Below are 23,700 nucleotides of genomic sequence, written 5' to 3' on the forward strand. Positions count from 1 at the left end.
CAACTTATATTTTCACATTCGTTTCAATGACTCTATCCTAGGTTAGAAAGGATACTGTCGCGGCTCATGTGCTAAACTTACCCACTGCAGGGTGGTCATTTCTTCCAGCATAAAGTCTCCGCCAAAGCGGCCCGTACCCGATGATTTTTCGCCACCAAAAGGCGCATGGACTTCGTCATTGTCTGACTGATCATTGATGTGGATCATGCCCGTTTCGACCTGCCGGGCCAGCTTCATACCCCGGTATATATCACGGGTATGCACGGCACCGCTTAACCCATATTCGGTGGCATTGGCCAGCGCAATGGCCTCTTCATCTGTCGTGAACGGCATGATACTCACCGCAGGACCGAAAATTTCATCCCGGAAGATGGGCATATCGACCGTTACGTTCGATAGCACCGTAGGTTGTATGACATTGCCTTCTGCCTGATTTCCGGTGTCAACGATTGCCCCCATCCTGACCGATTCGTCGATCATACCCAGAATACGTTTTACCGCTTTGCTGTCGATTACCGGCCCAATGACCGTCTGTTTATTAGCCGGATCGCCATAGGGTAATGTTCGGGCATGGGTTACGAATTTGGCCTTGAATTCTTCGTAGAGGGACTGATGGACCAATATCCGGTTTGTGGCCATGCACACCTGCCCCTGGTGCAGAAACTTCCCAAATATGGCACCTGCCACGGCCTGCTCAACGTCGGCATCGTTCAGCACAATGAAGGCATTATTACCGCCCAGCTCAAGTGCCGACTTCTTGACAGACTCGCCCGCAATCCGACCGATACCTTTACCTACCGGCGATGAGCCGGTAAAGGAAACCAGTTTAGATACGGGATGGGCGGTGAAATAGTCGCCAATCAAATCTGATTTTCCTACCACTACGTTGAACACCCCCGCCGGAAACCCTACTTCTTCAAGCAATTTGGCAATGATCGTTCCCCCCGTCACCAACGACTCCACCGAGGGCTTGACGACCATCGTGTTGCCAACCGCCAGCGCGGGTGCAATAGTCCGCATGGAGAGGTATAACGGAAAATTCCAGGGGCTTATCAGGCTGACGACACCTAATGGCTTACGGTATACATACGATTCTTTTCCGTCGATAGTCGACGCCATTGTCCGGCCGTGCATCCGGGTTGGAAACGAGGCCGCTTCTACCAAAATATCATGCGCCTGTTGTACCTCAATAACACCTTTGATATAGGTACTTCCTGCTTCTTTGGTCAGCCAGTCGATGAATTCCTCCTGCCGTTCGGAAATGAGCCGGGCGGCTTTAAGAAGTAAATCCCGGCGAACCAGTGGGTTGGTGGCCGCCCATGAAGCCGACGAGTGTCTGGCAGCCTGAAAAGCGGCATCGACATCAGGAGTGGCCGCTGACGGCAACGAATGGATAACCTCCTCCGTAAATGGATTGAGGTTATCGATCGTTACTTCGGCACCCCCATCTGTCCAGTGGCCGTTGATGAACTGTTTATTTAAATCTGTGTAGGAATTCATGATTTAGCCTGTTTATTGTCATTAATTTTCAGCCTGACTACCAAAATCATAACGCTAAACCGTGGTGCTTTCCAGCCAATTCAGGATGTATTCGGCATCTTCGCGCCAGGTTGGCTGGCCCAGTACAAAGTGATTACGCCCATCAAATTCTTTATAGTCGGTGATGGAGCGACTGTCTTTGTACTTCAGGTAATTGGTATGGTTGAGTGAAGCCGGAATGATGTGGTCCGTGCTGCCCGAGGTGATCAACAACGGGGGGTGATATTTGGCGAAATCAATATGAGCCGCTTCAGTCAGGCCGTCCCTCGATACTTTCTTCGATTCCGGCACCACAAATTTGTCGTAGGCTTCGCGCTGGGCCTCATAGGGCATCCCGTTGGTAAAAATGTACTGCCAATCCTCGAACGACATCAAATAGCTCTCATCCGAATCGGTAAACAAGCCCAATGGGTGCCAGGTGGATTTATAGAAGGATAGCTCAAAAGTCAGGAGCCCCTGCGGAGCCACGGGGTGAATAGCCACGCCCGCCGTTCCCAGATTCCGTTGCAGTAAAAGCTGAACCATCAGGCCGCCAATTGAATGGCCAATCAGGATGGGTTTCTCCGTGAAGCGATTGGCAATTTCAGCGTAGTAATCGGTCAACTGAGCCAGACGGATGGAGGCTATATCCGGGTCGGGCTGACGACTTCGGAGTACGGCGGGCGAAGCATCCTTATAGGGCCAGGGCGGAGCGCTACAGGAATACCCTTTCGCGCAGAAGTACGAGATCCATTCATCCCAGCAGTTGTTTCCGACAAAGGCACCCGTAATAAAAAGAATCGGTCGTTTTTTGCTTGCTTCCATGTTCGTGAAAATGTCCTTAGAGACGTTTTTTTAGTCAATTAATAAATGACGGTCACTACTATACGAAGTGATTTAACCTCACTTTTGAGCGTTGCCGATGTCCATGAGTACCGTCGTTACCTGGTCGGGCATCGACAGAAACGGACAGTGGCTACTGTTGAGCGTATAGGTTTTCTTAATTCCTGCCGCTGCGACCATTCGCTTTTGCAGAGGCAGGCCTACGGCATGATCCAGAGCAGTGTGAACGTAGTACTTATCTACCTTCCCGAAATTCGCAGCCGTAAGCGTTACGGGATTGGTAAAAGGAATAGCGGGCTCGGGTTGAAAATTGTCGACAACCAGTTTTTTCACCGCATCTGACCCATCCTGAATAAAAATCGGGATTAAGCTTTCCGGTTTGATACCCAGCGTCAGATTGTCGGCCGACGGTATCAGAGCGGGGCCAAGCAGGGATGTGCTGTCGGTCGAAGCCAACGCCAGCAGCGACTGGCCGTTGACCGGGAGGAACGCGCCAATGTAAACCAGCTTATTGATACGGGTTGGAATCTTCTCGGCGGTAGCCGTAACCACCACCCCACCCATACTATGCCCAACCAGAATGACATTCCCCTGTACACTGTTGATTGCGGAAATCACCTTGTCCCGATAAACATCCATCGTTAACGTAGCTGGTGCTGTTTTGTCGGCTCCGTGGCCGGGTAATTCGACAACGACTACCTTCTGGCCTTTTTGCTCCAGTTGGCTCTGGACATATTGCCAGGCGTAAGGAGCCTGCCAGGCCCCATGAACGAGCACATAGGTATTTGTCGGTGCCGGGTCACTGTCATCGTTGCAGGCCGTTAGCAGAACCAGCAGGGTGCTGGTCAGGAGTAGAGAGAAAAATAAAGTTTTCATACGTATTGGGTGTTTTTAGAGTTTGAATCGTTTTGCGGCTCCCCATTCAAATAAGGGATAAGACAGAAATTGAATGAGCGGGAGGGATTTAGCATCGATGCCAACCCGGTAGCTAAAGTGGGGCCTGGCTGTATTCAGAATTTGTACTACTGTTTCCGCTACCGGTTCCGGCAAGGGGCCGTTCTTTATCGAACTCGAATAGACCGACAAGGCGTTGTCCCGGGCTTTGGTATAAGCCGCAATAGTTGGTTCAGCGTAGATAAACCCCTTTACCAGATTCGTCTTGAAAAAGGCAGGCTCAATCACGGACACACGGATGTTGAATGGCTTCACTTCAAATCTCAACGACTTAAAAAAACCTTCCAACGCATGTTTCGAGGCCACGTAGAAGCTCTGAAAGGGAATGCCAACCAGTCCGGCCAGGGAGCCAATGGTGATGATCTGACCATTTTTTTGCGCTCTCATCAACGGCAGGACAGCTTTTGTCATGTTGACCGTTCCCCAAAAGTTAATCTCGAACTGGCTGCGGGCTAATGCCAAACTGGTTTCCTCGGCACTCCCATTCAGGTCATTTCCTGCATTATTTATAAGCGCGTCGATGACCAACGAGTTAGCCGATAACGCAGCGATGCAGTTTTTTATCGACTCCTCGGAGGTGATGTCTAAAGGCAATAGCTTAAACGCAACCTTGTGTTGATGCTGCTCCGGAAAACGACTGGTGCCAAACACATTGAAGTCGTTTTCATGAAGCTTGCTGGCAATACTCAATCCAATACCTGAGGTCGCCCCGGTAATCAATACTGTTCGCATGTCTGTAAAGAGTTTAGAGTAAATCCAGGCTTTGTCAGGCCGCTATGCGACTGGTTTGCTGGCGCAACTGTCAAATTATTTAGCGGTGTGGAGCGGCTGCACTTCAACCTGCCGGTATACCGTCAATGTACCTCAAAAGCCCCCTGACGTCCACCCACCGAAATAGGATAGGCGCGTGCCCGGTCCAGCAGCATGGGGTCGGCAATATTTATTCCTTCGGGTACATTATTGGGATTGAAAAACAGCGTTTTATCCTCCGTTACCGTGTTCGCGGCCACTTTGATAATTGTCACCGTTCCAAGCAGAACCCGTTTCCGGCTATCGGGCCAGGCAATGGATGGGTCTTCGATCTTGTCGCCTTTCTGAGCGATCTGCGCATACAGCTTAAACACGACCGGTTTGTTGGCCACCCGCTCCTTAATTTCTTCTTGTAGGTAATTGGGGCCTAACCGGGCAACCTGCTGAGCCGTCAGGAATTGTTCTCCGGCTTCGGGTATGATCTGATAACGAACGTACTGTGATTGGCCCGCCTTGTTGGTGAACTTAAATGAATTCACGCCAAAATAGGCCAGCGTACCCCAGCTTGGGGTGAACGGCTTTTGCGTTGTCAGGAACGTCTTCGCGATGGGATGTGTCGCCAGAAACTGGCTGAGTGGGGCCGGATTCCCTTCGCGATTGGCACCAATGGCTTCCAGCATAACTTTGAACTCGTCTGTTGTGGATACCGGGAAACCGTTGAAGCTGTGGAAGATGATATCGGTCGATTGATTCTCGGGCATTTGAAACTTGATGGCCATCCCCCGTGGGTGCGAGGCCCCTACCGTATCGGGAATATTGGGAATCCCCGTGAAGTCGGAGAATCGAACAAGAATCGGCAGCGAACTGCTTTGTAAATGGGCCGCTTTCGTCAGCGCACGGGCCTCTGGTGCGGGTGTAAAACTACCTTCCAAAATGAAGCCTTTCGCATGAACGGCCCGCCCGTCATGTTTACCAAATGCCGTGTGAAACATATCTACGACCTGAATGGGCGTTGCTTTCGTCGTCGATTTGATACCGGCGTTTCCATCCTGAGCCATGACCCGGTTTCCACCGCCTGGCACCAGGCCAATCAGTAGCAGCGTCACAGTGAAGAGGTTGCCTTTAAGGCTAAGGCGTTCGCCGGTTAGCTTGTTCGGAGTAAATGAAAAGGGTTGCATATAGATGATTAGTAATGGTTCAGCAACCCTGTACCAATCCCTGTGCCGAAGGTCGCCAAAAATCTGGATCGTCTAATATACCCCTTAATAAGCTGGAAATGGCCTTTTTAATCGGCTGATGCATACCAGAATTGGGTAAAGACCAATTGTTCAATCCAGTATATCTGGAATAGTTAAACAATTTCGTAAGGAAGTACGAAGCTATTGGAGGAAGCCCCCAATCAAAATTCCTTAGACGGGTTTTTACCTGCCAACGGGCATGACCAACGCCATAAAATTTTCATAAAAAGAGCTTGTATTCGACTCACCTAAAAGGAAAAATCAGGCGTTGTGCAAGGCAAGTCTCCATTTCGGCAGAAGTCAACAAATTGCGGGATGTTTCGACTGAGTTTTGATGCCGCTTCTGGCATGCGCCTTGTTTTCTAACAAGTATCAGACCTATTAACCATACGGACATGGCCTACCAGAACAAAGTAATACGCAATGCCAAAACAGGTCAGGTAATCACGTTCTTGCACACGGCAGAAAACACGGGTGGGCGATTTTTGGGTATGATCGCGACATTTCAGCCCCAACGGCAGCCGACAGTCCTCTATTGTCTCCCTCAACAAACGCTGGAACTGGATGTACTATCGGGCGAGCTTACGGTTCTGATTGATGGCCAGTACAGGCCGTTGAAAGCGGGTGAGTCGTTGTTCATTGATGCGAACAAACCACATGCATTGTGGAATGAATCAACTCAGCCAACGGTGATAAACTGTCGGGTAAGACCGGCCCTCAACACAGAGTACCTGCTGGAGACAGTAGCCGGATTAGCAAGTGTCGAGACGATCAACCGTCGGCGTATCCCGCGAATGCTCCAGTTTGCCTTAACCGCCAATATGTTCTCGCATGCCGTCAGACTAACCAGTTGGCCCTTTATGTGGCAAAAGCTCTTTTTTACTCTCCTTACTCCGGTAGCCTATCTGGCTGGCTACAAACCTACCTATGAGCAATACATCGATTAGCCTGGCGTATACGAAACTACCGCAGGCATCAGCCGGAATGCTCCAAGCGATGCCTGCGGTAGTTTCGAGTCTATATTGACTCCATCAATCACAAAAAAAGTGTTCTTTACTCAGACGGGCGTCATGCGGGTGGCTATACCAATTCGATTCCAGGCGTTGATGCTGATGATAGCCATAATGAGGTTCGCAGTTAGCTGTTCACCAAACAGGGCAATGGACCGCTGATAGGTTTCGTCAGATACCCGTTTGTCCCGAATCAGCGTTACCTCTTCCGTCAACGCCAGCAACGTCCGTTCCTCAGCCGAAAAGTAGGGACTTTCTTCCCAGGCATCCAGGGCGTAAATGCGCTTCTCGGTTTCTCCATGTGCCCTGGCGTCTTTGGTATGCGACTGAATGCAGTAAGCACACCCGTTGATTTGCGAAGCCCTGATTTTGAGCAAATCCAGTTGCGATACCGTTGGGCCGGAACCCGCGATGTGGGTATCAAGAGCCGAAAGTATTTTGTAGTACTCGGGCTCGATATAGCCGATTTTTAAGCGCTTTTCCATTGTTTATGCTGGTTAAAATAAGATTGATAGTCGTTTGGTCGTCCACATCGCATCGATACTAAACGCATAATTAGCGAGTACCACGCCAATAGTCATTAGCAGCTGCAATGGTTGAAAACTCGATAGCCACGGTATGGCCAACCGCCAGTAACATCATGGCATCATTGGTGTAGACAGCGCGCAAATTTTCCCGAACCTGTGCATCAGGCTGCGTCGTCTTTATAATTAATCGGGCCATCTTGATAGCCAACTGGCGACCTTCCTCCGGGGTGGCCGTTATGAGGCTATTTTGAGGAACTAGTGTTATCGCTTCCATGAATCTTGAAAAGGTTATAATTTTAACTATTAGAAAGTTTAATAAAGAAATGGCCTTTAATTCATTCTGGCTATTTCCCTTAATCAATAGGGTTGCGCCAAACCTTGTGCCGAAGGTGATGGTTGGAAAAACAATAATCACCCTCTGCTTTAAATGCTGTACAGGCCGATTTATAGAAGAATAATAGAGGCTATATAAATATATAATTGGGCGGGTAGTCCAAAAAATCTGGAGAATTCAGGCCCATTCGGGGGATTCACAGGTACGCTGGAGGTGCCTACCTAAGCGCTGCCCCGGTAAAAGCTATTTCCCAAGGCAGCGTACAACGAAGTGCTTAATTAAGGGCAGGACGACTAAAAGCCATTCGTAGCCAGTATCTATAACAAGTGGTTAACTCAGTTTATCCAATTCATGAACAACTGTTTAAGAAACATTTGATTATTGCTTATCATCTATCTTGTCCTGATTATTTTCAGACGTTTTGATGAACCAAAGTAGGAAGGATTACTGATTCAGTCACATCAATTGTTTTTAATTACTGTCAACTCTAGTCCGTAGCATACAGTCATACGAAAATCACGCTGAACAGTGTATATGCCTAGGTCAGTGAAACAACCAAACCGATTTCCAGGGCTTCTTACCGTTGGCTCAATAGACTTTCATCAACATGACGCCAACGGCTAAATTTACATCTCTGTTTAGTACTGAACTATTGGCTCTCATTACCCCTATGTAAAACCTATTGTGTAATTAAAACTCGACCAATCGTGAATCCAAACAAAGCATTGTGGGAAAAAGGCGATTTTACCCAACTGGCCCGACTTATGCGCCAGAGCGGTGAAGAACTGGTGGCCAAACTGAACCTCACCCCCGGACTGGATGTGCTCGATCTGGGCTGCGGCGATGGCACGACAGCCATTCCTGAAGCGAAACGCGGAGCCAATGTGTTGGGCGTCGACATCGCCCGGAACCTGGTCGAGGCGGGTAATGCGCGGGCCAAAGCCGAGGGGCTTGACAACATCACGTTTCAGGAGGGTGACGCTACCGATCTGCATGAACTGCCGGATGCTTCGTTCGATCTGGTAGTGAGTATATTCGGGGCCATGTTCGCTCCAAAGCCTTTTGATGTGGCTAAAGAAATGGTGCGCGTCACCCGGCCCGGTGGTCGAATCGTGATGGGCAACTGGATACCCGGCGATCCAACACTAGTGGCTCAGACACTGAAAATCAGTGCCGCCTACACCCCGCCACCGCCAGAGGGGTTCGTCAGCCCTATGCTATGGGGGGTCGAACGTAACGTCACCGAACGCTTTGAAGCGGCTGGAATTGCGAAGGATAAGATTACGTTTGAAAAAGATACGTTCCGATTTAAAGCGGCCATTGCTCCATCGGAGTTTGTCAGCAAGTTCAAAACGTACTACGGTCCGACCATGAACGCGTTTGAAGCCGCCGAAAAAAATGGTAAAGCCGCCAACCTGCAAGCTGAGCTGGACGAGCTGTTCGCCAATCAGAACCAGAGTGGTGACCCCGCGACTACTTCCATACCGGCGACTTTCCTGCTGGTGACGGTAAACGTCTGAGGGGCCTGAGTTAGGCACATGATAGTAGGGCCAAGGAGTATTTTTAACATGGTCGGTATGATCTGATCTATAGAGCCTTTGCCGATGAGCCGTGGAAATTCGGCGAAAAGGCGGGCGACAACTCGCAAGCACAGACTGCATAAGGGTTTGATAGACTTGTCTTGTCCTGATTTTTTCGGGACGTTTATTTGAACGGTAGTCGAATAGGAGGGAAGGGGCTGTAAACTGCTTTTTTCGCGTTCAATAAAACCGTTCACTCTAATAGTTCAGCGTGTTTAATGGGAATAAGGATTTTCTGAACGGTATGGAGAAGTCTAATTTTATGACACTTTCTTTGTATCTAAACTTTTTAAAAGAGAATTAATAGGTATATAGACTCTATGCTCCTGTATTGTTCTAATTAGAGTGTTTTTTTCTGTTTAGTATTAGGTTTCTTCTTAAGCGATTTTACTCGGTTAATACGTTTGGTTAAATCAATACCAATAATTATAATTTGATTGATCTTGGGGTAATTAGCTGATATAGTCACCCAATGGTCTTGTAATGAGTCAATAAGCTCAGGAAATGTCGCTTCGGGTTTACCCACCAGTAGTTGCCAACTTGTTTTTTGCCCCCGATATACCAGCACGAATATGCCACTATTAGATTGATTATCCCGTAAATAGTCGCCACATAACTGGTTCTCTAACCTTTCGAAAAGATCTGGACCACTCCAGTTATCAGCCAACTTGAGTTCGACTGGGACAGGAGCATCAAAGAGTGAACTATGAAAACGACAGTCGGGCCTTTTTGCATCTGCTAGCTCCTCCTCCTGTGTAATCAGGTATTTCCCAGTAGAACGACTGCGGCACCAGTTGGCTATCACTTTTCTGATTCCAATTTCTTCATTTTCTTTTACCAATGTAGAGGCAATGCTATCATCACTTTCCTCGAGGCTATGTTTTAAATCGATTAGTCGTTGAACTCCTAATTCAAACAGTTCACGATGATTATTGGGAGTACATTCTAACGTGTTGGCAAAATCATTAAATTGTTTAGCTGTCCAAGGCAAACTATCGGCATCCTTCTCTGCTCGCTCTGTGGCGTTTTGTTTCATCCAGCTACGATAGCTTTCGGCCGGGTGCATTCTGGCTAGTTCTATCATGGCCAAATAAGCTTCTTTGCCCGGTATCGTTTTAAGCATAGAATATAAATTATTACGGGCGTCTTGGGCCTCATCGCGTAATCCGGGGGAATAGACCCCTGTATTAGCTCTTTCAATATCTTCTTCGACCCGAATATATTGATGCATTAGATGGTACAGCTTCATTAGGGACATTGGCGATTTAAAAGTTTCTCTGACGCCTGATCCAGAACGTCTCCCGCCCAAAAGAGCAACAATTGTCTGCATAGCCATATTTATTGCCTCCTGCTGATCTTTTATATAAAGAGCCGCCAGACAATCGGAGAAAGACCTAATGGCCCTTTCTGGCTCCGTGCTTAACCAGGTGGCATACCAATAGGAAATAGTTTGGCTAGACGTAAGTGTGTTACATTTTCTCTCAGCCAGTTGAGCGAGATCAGTACTTGAAACGATTGCGCTACCCTGAATTATCCGCAACAAGTACTTCAGGTTCTCAACATTGGCCGGCTCTTTTTCTAAAATTTCTAAAATTGTTTCAGCTATACTATCCCATAACCATTCACAACTCCAACTAACTTTACTTAGAATATAATGCTTCGCTTCTTGAGGATTTTCTACTGCCAGCTCCCAACCAATTTCATGAACAACTAACTGCCTAATCAGATGAGGATACTGTTTATGGAGTTTTGGAAACCAGTTTGGAAAATTACCCCATTCGCGGAAAGCATAACGGCAGGCTATCTCGGCTTCTTCTTCACTAAGGTTTTTTGGCCAGTCTATCATTTCCGACGACTCAATTTCAAGGCCGGACAGCCCAAATTCAACTTTTTTCGAAACAGTGTCTGTGTTGTCTTCAGATCTAATTATAGGCGTATAGGTTCGCCAAAAATTCAACAAAGCGTCTCGTAAAGCGGTCGCTACCTCAATGCCAAACTCTTCGATTAAACCTTGCCAATTTCTGCCGGTCTCCTCAACTTTGTTGGTTCTGCCAATCCTTACCATACGCTGATACAACGCGTATTGGTCCTGAGAAATATTACCCTTTTCTAAACCGTTGGAACGCAATATTTCAACATTATCATTCAGCCATTTTATGTAGTCAGCATGATCCTGCTGACGCTTTTTTTCGTGTTCTTCTCTTTTTTGCCTCCGTTGTTCTCCTTTATCCCAAAATTCTTTTAGTTCTTTAGATGGAGGGGGCGGATTCAGGAATCCGTCCAATTGTCTCACTAAGTCGACTTCATTGACTACCGCCTTTTCAAGCGCGTCTAACCAATGCGACGGACTACCATTTTCTTTATACAGATGGAAGGCTTGTGATAAGGCAATCAATCGATCATCTAAACGCGAACGGCGGGAAACATCAGTTACTATGGACTGAAAATCATTAGCTGAAAACTTCCAGTATCCTTCAAACACAGAGACTTGCCAAAAGGAAGTGAGAGGCTCTTTTTCATGCTTTTCATAATGGTTTCGGGTCTCTTCAACATGTTTCCAAAACAGAGCATGATTCAAATTTGGCCATTCAGCGATCAGGATTGGAAGTTTATGGTCGGGGGACCAGCTCAGATGATCTCCAAACTGGTAAAATGTGGGTATCTGAGTAAGGGCAAATAGACTGGCTGAAGCAAAGACGGCAGGATGTTTATTAATAATTAACTTTTCAATAGCTCTTATATTAAGATTCAATAACCAACCATATTGATTCGATATTTCACAGTATCTCTGCTCAATAACCGGCTGAAAATGTAAAAGTGGATCGATACCTTCAACCAAACTGGAAACTGCATCTAGATCAGCTCGGTTTATGAAGTTTAATAAGGAATAGCCCAAGTGGTCAGAATCGTATCTATTATCATCCGGTGTGTTCTTTAATGCTTTCAAGAGCCAAGCTATCGATTCTTGGGATGGTTCTAAACTATCAACCAACTCAGCCAGAATTCTCCTTTTATTTGAACTTTCTTCGCTAAGGAAGTAAACACATACAGCGTCCAAGTCGGCCCTCGTTCCTATTTCTTTAACCACTCTTATGGCAGCAATTCGAGTATGCTCCCCTTTTGTATGATCCAAGGCAAAACTCAAAGCAGTAGGCAAAGCCGCTTTCATTTGTCCCTGCCAAATTAGATTAAGTAAATAGGTGGTAACGTTTGTATTGTGCCTATAAGCCTCCAGTAAGTTTATAATGTCGCTCACTAAGTCGGGTGAAGCAAAGCGCTGTATAGCAACCCGCTCCTCAAAGGACCTATAGAAAGAAGTAGAATCTAGTTTTTGACAGACCGAAGTGAGTATTTTCCGTCTCAGCTCAATTGGCACTCTACTCGGATCGCCCCCTTCTAAAATTAGCTCAGGTTCAAGCGAATAAACTTTTAGCAACAACTCAGAGTCAAATAAAACCAGCCATGATAAAACTGGCCTCATGGAAGGTATGATGACCAATTGCTCATACTGAGTGCGAAAAAATAACCGTTCAATCTTTTGCCGAGACCCAGCCTTCTGTAATTCTTCAGCGAACCACACTGCTGCTAAATATTCCCGAACCGAACGGTGGTGAAAGCGAACCGTACCATAAATAGCTTCATCAAATAGTGGACGACTTAATAAGATCTGAATCTCTTCATCGTCCCAATCAGTTAAAATCGACTTTACGTCGATACCTTTTGAATTAGTTATCCCATCTGGAACTTGAAAGACGGACCCATGCATGAGCACGGAAGCGGAAGCCAACAGGCGAGCACCCTTCTGAGCTTTTTCAACCGTGAAAGGTCTAGAATCGGCTCTATCCTGATCCCGTTCTTCAAGCCTTCGCTTAACGCTGTGCTCCATCAACTCAAAACGGGTTCCTATACGGTGAGTATCACTCCAAAATTCTAATAGTTCTTCTAGGTCCTGGGGACGTGTTGTAAAGGCCCAAGCGTCTCTCCGTTCTAATTCTCGTAAGAATTCAGTGCTGTTCTCTACACTTTTCTTTGTTACAAAAACAGAAATTTGATCACTTGTTAGGTCGGTTAATGTGTATACTTTAAAACCTGTTTCTTTCTGATTATTTGTATAGATAGGTTGATATTCCGGTTGAAGTGAAGAAGTTTCTTTTGTAAAAATGTCATCACTGGTATCATTTTTATCCTCCTTTATAGCGGGGAGTAAATCAGGCAACCTAGCGTTGCAGAATGTTAAATCAGTTTTCGGTCTCCAGGCCGTAATTCGTGAGGTAATGATAAAATGTGCCCTTGGAATGGCTATTGATACTCGGGAGGCCAGTTTTCGAACGGCCCGTTCAAAATCCTTAGGATCTTTCAACCGGGCTTCGTCCACAGAGTCAAGCAGTAACCAGCCCTCTTCATTTGAATTCAACCAGTCCTGAAACTCTTGAAAAGTGCCAATTTCAAATGCGCTCTCTAAATCATCTGCTATGTGTTCTAAACGCATGAAAAAAGCGTATTTATTCTCTCTTCGGAGAGTCTGTGTAGCATGGCAAATTTCTTGTGTTTTGCCAGCACCTGCTTCGGCAATTATAACGACACGTCGCTCTTTTAATAATTCTTGCCAGCCGAGCGAACCTCCTTTCTGAAAGCGATTAAACTCGGTTAGATCAATGTCGTCATTCTTTGACGCATATGTATACTCAATCGGTAATTGATTAAATAAGCGATCAAGATTTATGAACTGTTCCAAGGCTTTTTTATGGGTGCTTTATCCCAAAGTAGTCAATAGATGGGTTATATAGTGTCGCCTTCGTTTAATATATTTTTATAAGATGTATAATGGGGCATATCGGTGAGTGGGCTAGTTTTGTTTGGAAAATTCACTAAATTAAGGGACAAGTGCTATAGTGATAAGTCAATTACAAAATATGAATCAACCTGTTACAGACGATCATAGTAGCGTATTTTCCAAAGGTGGTGGAGGTACAGTATTTGAGTTAAGTGTTCATACTGCTTTCGTAATCACAATGCTCTTGAAAGGCAAAGTGCCTGGATTGCCAACTGGTGAGGTTAACGAAATTGCTTTCCAGACAACCCGATTGGGCTTTTGTACGGACGATCTACTCATTCGGGCACGTTCTCATCAAGGCGAACACAAGTTACTAGCTCAAATCAAGCATAACCTTCCAATTACCACAAAAAATACCACCTTCGAAGAAGTGATGACTGCCTTTTGGCAGGACTTTACAAATCCAACTATATTCAACCCTTCGCTTGACCGTTTACTCATTATAAAGAGTGCTCTTACGCAAGCTGATCGGCAGGATACCCTCACACTACTCAATTGGGCTAAATCGAAGACTTCAGCGACTGATTTCTATCTGGAAGTAAATCGGATTGACAGCAAAAAAAAGACGTTGGCGATTTTCTCTGATGTATTGCAAAAAGTTAACGATGGAGTTACTGTAGATGACGAACGGCTTTGGCGGTTCCTTCGCTGCTTAATGGTGCTTGACTATGATTTTAGCCAAGAAAGTAGTCAGAGTAAAACAAATTACCTTAATCTGCTTGAACTAAGTAAGAATAGAACAGTATCGATATCCGTAAGTGAAATATGGGATAGCGTATTCGCCTACGTTGCCGAACTTAATAAAAACGGTGGTAGTGTGACTCTTGAAAGTCTTCAGGATCAATCATTTAGTGCCTATTTTGAACTAGCCCGTTTACACGACAGCTATACTGCTATTAAAAAATTACAAGATGATAGCCAAACTATACTTGGTCCGCTCACTAATACGATTGCTGGCCTGCATCTACCTCGGCCTGAGTTACGTAACCGTCTTTCTGCACTACTAAGCAGTCACACATTAACTATTGTAACTGGTGAGCCTGGAGCTGGGAAGTCGGCAATCATCAAAGAGGTTGTTTCGGAATTAACGCCTAATACAACGGTATTTACATTCAAGGCGGATCAGTTTAATCAGTCGCAGTTAGGTCAAGTTTTTGCTGGGTTGGGAGTATCCAATAGCTTAAGTCACTTTTCGGCCTGCCTAGCTGCGATACCTCAAAAAGTAATATTCATTGACAGTCTAGAAAAATTACTGGAAGGAGATGCTGATAATGCCTTTCGTCAACTTATGCACTTCTTAAATGGGGTGGAAGGTGTTTGCCTCGTCGCATCATCAAGGACGTATGCAGTTGAATTACTTAGTCAAAAATACGTGCTTTCTAATGTTTCTGTACTCGAAGTACCCTTACTGTCAGAGGATGAAGAAGGCGAATTTGAGCAGGTTTTAAACGCATTCCCAAAGCTACGACCACTGGCATCTAACTCACAAATACGCCAAGTTCTACGAAGTCCTAAATATTTAGATTTTGCAGTACGATGGGTGAACACCTCATCAGATAATCTCAGTGAACTAACCTTAACGGAATTTAAAAATCGACTTTGGCAACACATTGTTGAAAATGATTCTGTGGTTCGAGACGGAATGCCCACTAAACGCAACAAGGCTTTTATAGAAGTTGCCTTGCTGCGAGCACAGCGCATGACCCTTTATGCCGAACCGGAACTAGCAGACGCTGCGGCTATTGATGAATTAGTAAACGACAACATTCTAACAAAGCAATCGAATGAGCTTAAATATGCACCATCGCATGATATTCTTGAAGACTGGGCATTGGTAAAACATATTCGCCGGTTACGGGAAACACACCATGAACCCGAAACCTTCTACCAGCATATTGGCAATAAACCAGCTTTACGTCGGGCGTTTCGATTATGGGTTGAAGATTCACTTCGTAATCGAGCAGCCACCGTTTTTGAATTGATACGGGAAACACGACAGCAAGCTAATATCGAACCATACTGGTCGGACGAAGTCATAGTAGCCATTTTACGATCAGGTGAAAGTTTTATTTTTTTCGAAGAGTTTGAAACCGAGTTATTGAAGGATCAGGCACAGTTCCTACAACGTACTGTTCATCTTCTTCGCACGGCTTGTAAGGAACATCACATGACCAGTACCCATAAATTGTTGTATCCAGTGGGTTCAGGCTGGAGTGCGACCCTGTCGTTTATCCAGCTTCATCTAGCTCAATTGAGTAACTTACGTATCCTGATTACTGGTTTGCTAATCGATTGGAGCTATATATTCTATAAAGACCGTAAACATTTATTGCCGACGGAGGTCAAGGCAGTTAAAGACATCTTGTTTACTTATATTGAGGAGATCGAAAGTAAGCAAGAGAACGCTTGGCATAAGGATCCACTTAAAAACAGAATCAAAGGCTTACTTGACGTTACCTTTGAACTAGCTGACTTTGCAAAAAATGAAGTTAAAGCCCTTCTCGAAAGAGCAATACCTAAGCCAACCGAACGATACGAATACCACGATAAATCATTTTATGGGCGCATCCGCAAAATGACTTTATCTGGGCTTTACGGCCGTTCGTTGACCAAATTTTTGCCGGAGCAAGTCATTGCTATAGCAAAAGCCACTTGGATAATTAAACCTCGCCCAAAGAGGATAGAATCATCAGAAAGCCTAGACCCATTTTTAAAAATTTTTGAACAACAAACAGAAGATGACCTTTACTCCTTTGATAAGAATAGACAGTTTGGGCTCGAAAATCATATAAATGACTCCCCATCAGGAATTTACAAAACCCCAGCTTATAACTTATTATGGAATAGCTGGGAATGGGGAATTGATTTTCTGCTGGAAATGGTCAACCACTGCACCAATCATTATGTCAAATCGCGGGAGGCACGAGGAGACGAAATTATCGAAGTCCAACTTAAACTTTCGAACGGGCAGTTAATAACGCAGTCGGGAAGTCATGTGCTTTGGCAAGCTTATCGTGGTACCGTCGTTTCGTCATATTTGCTGGAATCTTTATTAATGAGCTTAGAAGCGTATCTGTTAGAGATAGCCGAGAAAAAAACCGAGGTTAGCCGACACAACGTTAAATTCCTTTTTAATTATCTGCTTCGTAATTCAAATTCGGTTGCTATCAGTAGCGTATTAGTAAGCGTAGCCATTGCTTACCCACATGAGATTGGCGATACAATGTTACCCTTACTTGGAATCCGTGAATTTTACGAATGGGATGTTCATCGTGCATTAGATGACCAAACCAACACGTTGGCCCCTTGGGATAATGAGATTTCATTTGCCCAGAAAAAACGGCATGAATTAAATGAACTGCCACATAGAAAGAAATATGGCTATGGCTTGAAAGGATTCGTTTTAGATTTACAATTAAACTTGAAACTGTTTAACGAAGCCCTGTTCAGTGTGCTAGATCACCTTTGGGAACAGGCAGATGAGCATAACTTATATTGGCGGAAAACCCTTCACGAAATTGACGCTCGCAAATGGCAGGTAACTGAGTTTAAGTCAGAACAGGGGGGATTTATAATTGAACCTGCCTATGAACCCAGCGTACAAGAACTCGTTGATGACTTTCTGCCTGAACGTGAATCTCATGAACAAGCTGCTACAGCAGCCATCTGGATTGGAAAAGTATATGATCGAAAAGATGGGGCAATAGCAGATTATGCCCTGTGGAATAAGATATTTGAAAAATACAAGGTTAATGAAAGCTTTAATTTTATTCACGACCGACCAGTTTCTTTAGCTGTCATTGGTTTTCGTGAACTGAATCAAGAACTAAACATAGAACAGCATACATGGTGTTTTGAAACAATTACAGGAGCTATTAATCGGCTAATTGTGAGAACTAAGCACCGAGACGCTTATTTAGAAGATGGCCCTCCAAGTTCAATATTTGATCGGGATGCTGCATTAACAGCCCTACCTCTGTTGCTCAAAACAACCAACGACCTAAAAAAACGTAAGCGGATTATTAAGCTACTTCTTCAGGCATTGACATCATATTTCCATAGAATCGAAATGGATCCTTTATTGGCTTCGTTACGTGAACAATTATGGGAAGCAGATGCCACTGTAGCCAACCGAGTTTGGCAGGGTTTAATTCGATTCGCTCAACTTAGAAAAGCCCAGGAAAAAGATCAATGGCGAGCTTATCAGAATGAGGAATTACAAAAACAGATTGAAAAGACTGAAAGCGAATTTATTCGTAACGTTGTGACAGGTAAAGAGAATGAGGCTATTGACTTTCAGGCGATTAGATTGGTGAATTGGCACAGCCACCTGCTTACACGGGCGCTGATAATGCTACCATTCAATACGGAGCAAGAGGATCATATAAATTATAGAAAATTTTTTATTCCCCTTTTTCTTAAGGGTTTAGACAAAGATTTTGAGCGAGAGGAGAGAATAGATCGTCGACCGCTTATCTACGACGATGACCGAACTAGCTTGCAAGAGCACCTACAGGATTTTTTTCTCTACTGTGATAACGAAAACGCAGCAGACATCGCCGAACTACTGCTTCATCGTGCATCCCAAATTTTAAGTTCAACTTCCCCTCATCGAGATGGTGGATTTGATTTTATAAAATGGACGTTGCGAAGGGTAATTTGGGAGTTGGATCAAATTGTTTCCAATCAATCCGATAGTATTGGAAATCGGGTAATAACAAATTACTGGAGAGTTTGGGGACGGTTCTATCAAGTACTTACACAGTCTGGTTATCGCATATTTTCTAATTTACTATTCTTGGAGATTGACTGGAAAAAGGAGGCAACACATTGGAAACCGCTGGAAGGTAAAAAGTATTTTATTAAACGGGTTACTGACATGTTCGGTCAATACAATATACGCCCATTGGTCAAACTTCTGTCAACTGTTGGTGATCAAAGTTTATTACCAGAAGGTCTACATTGGGTAGTTGACATAATCAAAAATCATCCTGAAAACTTGGACGCCTTAGCTCAAGATGAAGCTGAAGCACTTATCAATCGGCTCTACCAGCGGCATATAACGTTTATAAAAACGAACCCCTCTTTGTTAAATGATTTTATCTGGTTACTTGACAAGATGATTGATTTAGGTTCATCTCAGGCCTATATCACTCGTGAGAACTTAATTACATATAAAGTACGTTAATGGATTTATTTTTAGTAATTATAAGCCTCTTGTTTCTCTTCGAGCAACCTAAGAATGTGTTGGGGAATTGAAAAAGGGTGGTAGTCGTGTCACCTTTGTAGCGACCAAGCAACAAGGACGTGGCCAAACAGTTTACTAAACTGACGGCACAGGCTGGTATGGTCGTGCTGAATCGGACAGTGTTCTTGCGTAACTTCCCTCATCATGGCAAGTCCCAACAAACCAACCACTCCCCATCGCAAGTTCGATAAAGCTTTCAAAGCGGAGGCACTACGCATGCTCGATGAAGGGCAATCGGTGGCTGCTGCCGCAACCTTAATAGAAACGGATTTACCCCAATCTACTACTGAGCAACCAGTCCTTTTACAGACCCAAGACAGGCCAATGCCTACCGAAAAGCGGTATGCCGTTTACCAACGGACGAAAGAATTGCAGCGTGAGGGGCATGGTATTCGGGCCGTCGCTCGCCATTTGGGGGCGGCCCGTAATACCCTTAAGCAGTATTTTCGACAAGACCAGTTCGTGCCCCGCCCCAAGCCAAAACGTTCGAATCTGCTGAACTATGAAACTTATCTGCGGAAGCGTTGGGTAGAGGGCGAAACCAATGTCAAGGTAGTCCTGGAGGAGATTAAAGCCCAAGGCTACAATGGAGAATACACCATCTTGACCACCTTCTTGACGGATTATCCGCGCTTAGTTCAAGAACCCGCTCTACTACCTGCTCAGAAAGGGGTTCGTTACTCAGGCCGCCAAGTTAGTCGGTTGCTGGGTCAGCCCGAATGCGATTGGCCGGAGAGGGAGTGGGCCTTTTGGGGACAACTGGTAGGCCAAAACGAAGCTATTCGTCAAGTTCGCGACTTATGTCTGCGTTTCAAGGGGATGATGACCGACAAAAGCTCGATGAGTTGGCTCAGTGGTGTCAGGACGCAAGTACCTCAGCGGGGTTGAGTAACTTTGAGAAGGGTCTTCGTCAAGATTATGCAGCGGTTCAGCAAGCGATTGGTTCTATCTGGAGTAATGGCCAGACGGAGGGGCAAGTAAACCGGCTGAAAACGTTAAAAAGGCAGATGTATGGCAAAGCCAGTTTTGATCTGCTACATATCCGGGTGCTGGCTCGAAATAGGACTGGTCCCCCAAAGTGACGCTGAACCAGTTTACTCCGAAATACTCAAAGAAGAAAATATGTAGGCAGTTATCGCAAAGTCTAGACTATATATTCGATTATTTTTTGCGTATATATGTTATTCTGTTAGAATCCAGAAAATAAGCACCAACTTGGCCAGAAGGGGTAATTTTAAACAATTAACCTGCATCGCTTCTAGCGTATTTCCTGAAGGCTCTAATTAATTGGAAAAGGATAATACCGCCAAACAGCTTACTAATGAAATCCCAGATTTTTGCATTGCCAATTTGCTGTTTCGGTATTGTTTTAGCATACTCGAATACTTTATCAAATTCATGCAAGGGATTGATAGCAAACTCCAAATAATCGCTAAGGTCATTACTATTATACGTTCCCCACACAATTGTATAACCCAAATTGATTTTTATTTCAAAAAAAGTAAATGCAGTAAATAATATTAGTAATACTAAAGGTTGTAGCCAACTTTGTCCGTGATTATTCGTTATCCAATTTGCCCATAAAACAATTCTATCTCCCCAGCTTTTAGGGGTTTGCTTATCTTTTTGATAAGCAAACATTTCTCGAGCTTCATAGGCTAGCTCTTGGATCCTATTGCCTGTTTGACTGGAGAGATATTTCAGTTGCAGAAGGGTGCTGTGAATCTCTCTCCAGTCATCATCAGTTCTCCCTCGCAAGTCCATTGGAAAGATTGTATTCATTAAAACCATGTCGATTAATAGACTTCCAACAACTTGCACATGGGCGCGCTTCGTCCATTCCAAATTTGAAAAGATAGCCTTACCCATTATTGAATGCTCTAATAATAGTCTACTGACCTTGTCAATATTATGTAGGCTTAATTCTCCTGTATTAGTCAGATATTTAAACTCTAATGTGTCTATTTCACACTCGTTAATATGAATATTACTATTATTACGTCCTTTTATTTCAAGCTTCTTAATCTCAGCTCGCCATAGATAATACTCACCCCTGGTAGCCTGCTCTGTTAAATTTATTGATAAACTGTTAATAGTGTGATCTTCATTGTTTTGTCTACCTATCAATGAAAACTTATCAGCAGCGCTACCGAATGAAAAGCAATCAGTTGCCGTGGTGGAAGAAATAAAGACTTTTTTAAATAAAGTTTCGCTAATACTAATACACCCAATTTCACAACTAAGAATCTGAAGTTCTTTAATTGAACCTTTTTCGCCTCGTATAATTAGCTCGTTAAGGCGAAGGCCACTCAAGACAAGCTTTCCTGCTATTAAATCAACTATCTCAATTTTATTGATGGGTGACTGTGGTAATTGTTCATTTTCAGCAATAAATCCAGCATTTCCTATATGCAGTTCTTGCAGTTGAGTATTGAAAACGTTTAAGTCTCCTGATTGCACATTTTCATCAAATGACAAAAAGGTGCAATTATTTAAGACAAAGTTTGATCTAGCCTTGATGTTTGCAATTGTAAATCCACTAAGAAACTCGCAACCTAATAGGTTGATACCACAACTTAATTCGGGCTTAACCCCCTCACCTGTCGAAAAATTTGCTCCTCTATTCCAGTAAGTATGACTTTTAATTCTATAAATAAAGGGCTGTTTTGGATTACGCCATTTGCTTTTATCCGAGCCATTAAAAGAGTCGTAATTTCGCCAGCCTTCTTGTCGAAAATCGCTTTGGGGTACATATATAGTGCAGTCAGGGTCTAACCCTGAAGCAACTAATGCCTGATTATATATCTGCTGGCTGTACTTCGGATTGGCTCTTTGTGGTTGATTAAAACCTGAATCTCTCCCCTCAAGTATTGCGATAAATTCATCAGCGGTCTTATCAAAGTAGTTGTTAGGATTCATGTGTGAATAGTAAATGAATTAGTCATCAAAATATTACCTAATATCAGATCCAACCCTAATAATAAATATGGTTAAATACAGAGGTAATAATTTAGTATGCTACATACTTGATTCTATTTATAGATATTTCCAGTTGAGATGTTGGCACAGACCATTGACATCTGGATAAACAAATCGTGCATTTACGCCAAGAACGCTTACCTGTTTTAAATAATTCTTCTTTTTCTCTTTTGGAATACGAAGGACCTTGACGCCACCTTTGAAATCACGATTCGTTTCTAAGGGAACAAACATATGCGATGGAGTTGAATATCTGTGAATTGTGAACCAACCTGATTGAGCTACAATTCTTGGATTGTTTAATGTTGGCCTTAAAACCCTTGTATGCTTAAGGTCGAAGGGCGATTGTTCATTGAACGGATCAATCACGAGGCTCTTGTCACCATAAATAATGTAGACCCAAGCATCTTTTTCGTCTTCAGGTTTAGCGGTTTCTCTTTGTATTGCAAACCATAATGCTACCAGTGGATTGCTTGTCCAATCTAGTAACCTTGTTTTTAGCCCAAAGTGTTGAGCGTAGACCAGTTGGTCCCATTCATTATCAATTTCGCCTTTACTTACTAGTAGCATTGACCTTCTTTTAAAATCTTCTAACATGTCAATTTCGATAATAGTAGTATCAACTGTTTTATCTTTTCTTGCAACTGAAGGCAGTAAAGGATCGTCTTTAATTTGACCTCTGTATAAAACGAAATTGTGGCTACTTAATGTTAATGCACCAATCTCATCAATATATTGAGCAAAAGAATCAATAACAGTTACTTGTCTTTTGGAATTAGTAGGCATTGAAAATGAGTTTAAAATATTTAAATTTCGTTCTATTGTTGGAGTAAATACAACTACATTAACAGAAATATTCAAAAATGTAGGCAGGCACAGTCCGTTGGTCCATGATCTTAGCGTATCCAGTTTTTAACTTGAGCAACCGACATTTATCAGGATATCCTGATGCGCTATCAAGTACCGAGGAGGTTGCCTGCTGAACCGTATGAACCGAGTTGACAAGATATAAAAACCCCAATGCTACACTTTCTCAGGGCGATAGCAAAGAGGCAAGTGAATCACCTAACCGATTAAATTAAATGAACACCGAGCATAAGTTACTTTGTTAAAGTAGACAAAAACTCCATTTCTTGTAAATCAATATCATTAAGTCCCATAACCTGAGTGTACAGTTCACCAAGTTGGGTTGTGTGGATAAAGGATGGAACAACATAGCCAGCATCCAGCATAGCAGAATTGTTACTTTTTTGAACTAAACCATTGCTAGATAGCTCAAAAATGTCCTGAAATATCAGATATGTATCTGTATTCAATGTTCCGTTAGTACTGGTCATGTAATCATCATCATCAAGTTGTATAGTACCAAGCAAACTATGCTGATTTTTGTAAGCTAAACTGATAAGACAGAGTTTGCGAAAAGTTAAATTTTGTGCGGTACTTAGTATTTGATTGGCTGTTTCAGAACTAATGCTGCTATCAAAAGATACACTTTCAAAAATTTTGGATAAGTATTTTATTTTTTTCTCTTCGTAAGCATCCTTGCATTTAAGCATAACGCCTTCAAATAGCTCATTTGCTTTGCTTCTATCAAATTCTTCCTGCGTAAAAAAACCGTCGTTTCTAGGTGTAAATCCATTGTCAACTTTTTCTCTTATACCAGTTAAAATGAATGTTGAGGCTGCCGCAATTCTTTTTTGTTCCCGACTAGACAACAGCCTCTGTGCAACCTCAGCGATACCTTTTGATAATGCAACTCCTAGTATACTCCCACCAATTGCGCTAAATGGACCACCTAATAAGCCAATTGCCCCTCCAGTGGCTGCACCGGCAATGTCTCCACCAGTGGAGATAAATTTTATTAAATCTTCTTTCTCCATATAAA

General features: G+C 43.8%; 16 protein-coding genes. 5 read left to right on the top strand and 11 right to left on the bottom strand.

The window, feature by feature from the left end; all coding sequences use genetic code 11:
- Nucleotides 1-42 precede the first annotated feature (42 nt).
- From ACYVAM_RS27970 to ACYVAM_RS27990, 5 genes are all read right to left on the bottom strand, one after another.
- Nucleotides 43-1,500 (bottom strand): aldehyde dehydrogenase family protein, encoded by a 1,458-nt coding sequence (locus ACYVAM_RS27970; protein ID WP_461073294.1) that lies wholly within the window; start codon nucleotides 1,498-1,500, stop codon nucleotides 43-45.
- Between the two features lie 54 nt (nucleotides 1,501-1,554).
- Nucleotides 1,555-2,343: an alpha/beta hydrolase gene (locus ACYVAM_RS27975; protein WP_461073296.1), complete on the bottom strand. Its 789-nt coding sequence runs from the start codon at nucleotides 2,341-2,343 to the stop codon at nucleotides 1,555-1,557.
- Nucleotides 2,344-2,421: 78 nt separating this feature from the next.
- Complete coding sequence (locus ACYVAM_RS27980) at nucleotides 2,422-3,237, bottom strand: alpha/beta fold hydrolase (RefSeq protein WP_461073298.1); 816 nt, start codon at nucleotides 3,235-3,237, stop codon at nucleotides 2,422-2,424.
- A gap of 15 nt (nucleotides 3,238-3,252) precedes the next feature.
- Nucleotides 3,253-4,047: an SDR family oxidoreductase gene (locus ACYVAM_RS27985; protein ID WP_461073300.1), complete on the bottom strand. Its 795-nt coding sequence runs from the start codon at nucleotides 4,045-4,047 to the stop codon at nucleotides 3,253-3,255.
- Between the two features lie 122 nt (nucleotides 4,048-4,169).
- Complete coding sequence (locus tag ACYVAM_RS27990) at nucleotides 4,170-5,243, bottom strand: catalase family peroxidase (RefSeq protein WP_461073302.1); 1,074 nt, start codon at nucleotides 5,241-5,243, stop codon at nucleotides 4,170-4,172.
- A gap of 455 nt (nucleotides 5,244-5,698) precedes the next feature.
- Between ACYVAM_RS27990 and ACYVAM_RS27995 the strand changes: the two genes are divergently transcribed.
- Nucleotides 5,699-6,250: a cupin domain-containing protein gene (locus ACYVAM_RS27995; protein ID WP_461073305.1), complete on the top strand. Its 552-nt coding sequence runs from the start codon at nucleotides 5,699-5,701 to the stop codon at nucleotides 6,248-6,250.
- A 110-nt stretch (nucleotides 6,251-6,360) separates the two neighbouring features.
- Here the strand turns inward: ACYVAM_RS27995 and ACYVAM_RS28000 are convergent, their stop codons facing one another.
- Nucleotides 6,361-6,798 carry a carboxymuconolactone decarboxylase family protein gene (locus ACYVAM_RS28000; RefSeq protein ID WP_461073307.1) on the bottom strand — a complete coding sequence of 146 codons (438 nt, stop codon included), beginning with the start codon at nucleotides 6,796-6,798 and terminating at the stop codon, nucleotides 6,361-6,363.
- 70 nt (nucleotides 6,799-6,868) lie between these two features.
- Entirely contained in the window at nucleotides 6,869-7,114 is a 246-nt protein-coding gene (locus ACYVAM_RS28005) for a hexameric tyrosine-coordinated heme protein (RefSeq protein WP_461073309.1), read from the bottom strand.
- 767 nt (nucleotides 7,115-7,881) lie between these two features.
- Here ACYVAM_RS28005 and ACYVAM_RS28010 point away from each other — a divergent pair.
- Entirely contained in the window at nucleotides 7,882-8,694 is an 813-nt protein-coding gene (locus tag ACYVAM_RS28010; RefSeq protein WP_461073311.1) for a class I SAM-dependent methyltransferase, read from the top strand.
- A 400-nt stretch (nucleotides 8,695-9,094) separates the two neighbouring features.
- Here the strand turns inward: ACYVAM_RS28010 and ACYVAM_RS28015 are convergent, their stop codons facing one another.
- A complete protein-coding gene (locus ACYVAM_RS28015) occupies nucleotides 9,095-13,489 on the bottom strand; it encodes an NACHT domain-containing protein (protein ID WP_461073313.1) in 4,395 nt (1,464 codons plus the stop codon).
- 178 nt (nucleotides 13,490-13,667) lie between these two features.
- Here ACYVAM_RS28015 and ACYVAM_RS28020 point away from each other — a divergent pair, with 178 nt between their 5' ends.
- From ACYVAM_RS28020 to ACYVAM_RS28030, 3 genes are all read left to right on the top strand, one after another.
- Nucleotides 13,668-18,776, top strand: coding sequence for an AAA family ATPase (locus ACYVAM_RS28020; protein ID WP_461073315.1), 5,109 nt, complete (start codon nucleotides 13,668-13,670; stop codon nucleotides 18,774-18,776).
- A 204-nt stretch (nucleotides 18,777-18,980) separates the two neighbouring features.
- Complete coding sequence (locus ACYVAM_RS28025) at nucleotides 18,981-19,724, top strand: hypothetical protein (RefSeq protein ID WP_461073317.1); 744 nt, start codon at nucleotides 18,981-18,983, stop codon at nucleotides 19,722-19,724.
- Nucleotides 19,637-19,918 (top strand): transposase, encoded by a 282-nt coding sequence (locus tag ACYVAM_RS28030; RefSeq protein WP_461073319.1) that lies wholly within the window; start codon nucleotides 19,637-19,639, stop codon nucleotides 19,916-19,918. Before ACYVAM_RS28025 ends, ACYVAM_RS28030 begins: the two co-directional genes overlap by 88 nt.
- Nucleotides 19,919-20,078: 160 nt before the next feature.
- Here the strand turns inward: ACYVAM_RS28030 and ACYVAM_RS28035 are convergent, their stop codons facing one another.
- The 3 genes from ACYVAM_RS28035 to ACYVAM_RS28045 all read right to left on the bottom strand — a co-directional run bounded on the left by ACYVAM_RS28035 (nucleotide 20,079) and on the right by ACYVAM_RS28045 (nucleotide 23,695).
- Nucleotides 20,079-21,755 carry a hypothetical protein gene (locus ACYVAM_RS28035; RefSeq protein WP_461073321.1) on the bottom strand — a complete coding sequence of 559 codons (1,677 nt, stop codon included), beginning with the start codon at nucleotides 21,753-21,755 and terminating at the stop codon, nucleotides 20,079-20,081.
- Nucleotides 21,756-21,872: 117 nt separating this feature from the next.
- A complete protein-coding gene (locus ACYVAM_RS28040; RefSeq protein WP_461073323.1) occupies nucleotides 21,873-22,676 on the bottom strand; it encodes an FRG domain-containing protein in 804 nt (267 codons plus the stop codon).
- A gap of 239 nt (nucleotides 22,677-22,915) precedes the next feature.
- Nucleotides 22,916-23,695 (bottom strand): hypothetical protein, encoded by a 780-nt coding sequence (locus tag ACYVAM_RS28045; protein ID WP_461073325.1) that lies wholly within the window; start codon nucleotides 23,693-23,695, stop codon nucleotides 22,916-22,918.
- Between the last annotated feature and the right edge of the window lie 5 nt (nucleotides 23,696-23,700).

It is taken from the genome of Spirosoma horti (assembly GCF_054776595.1).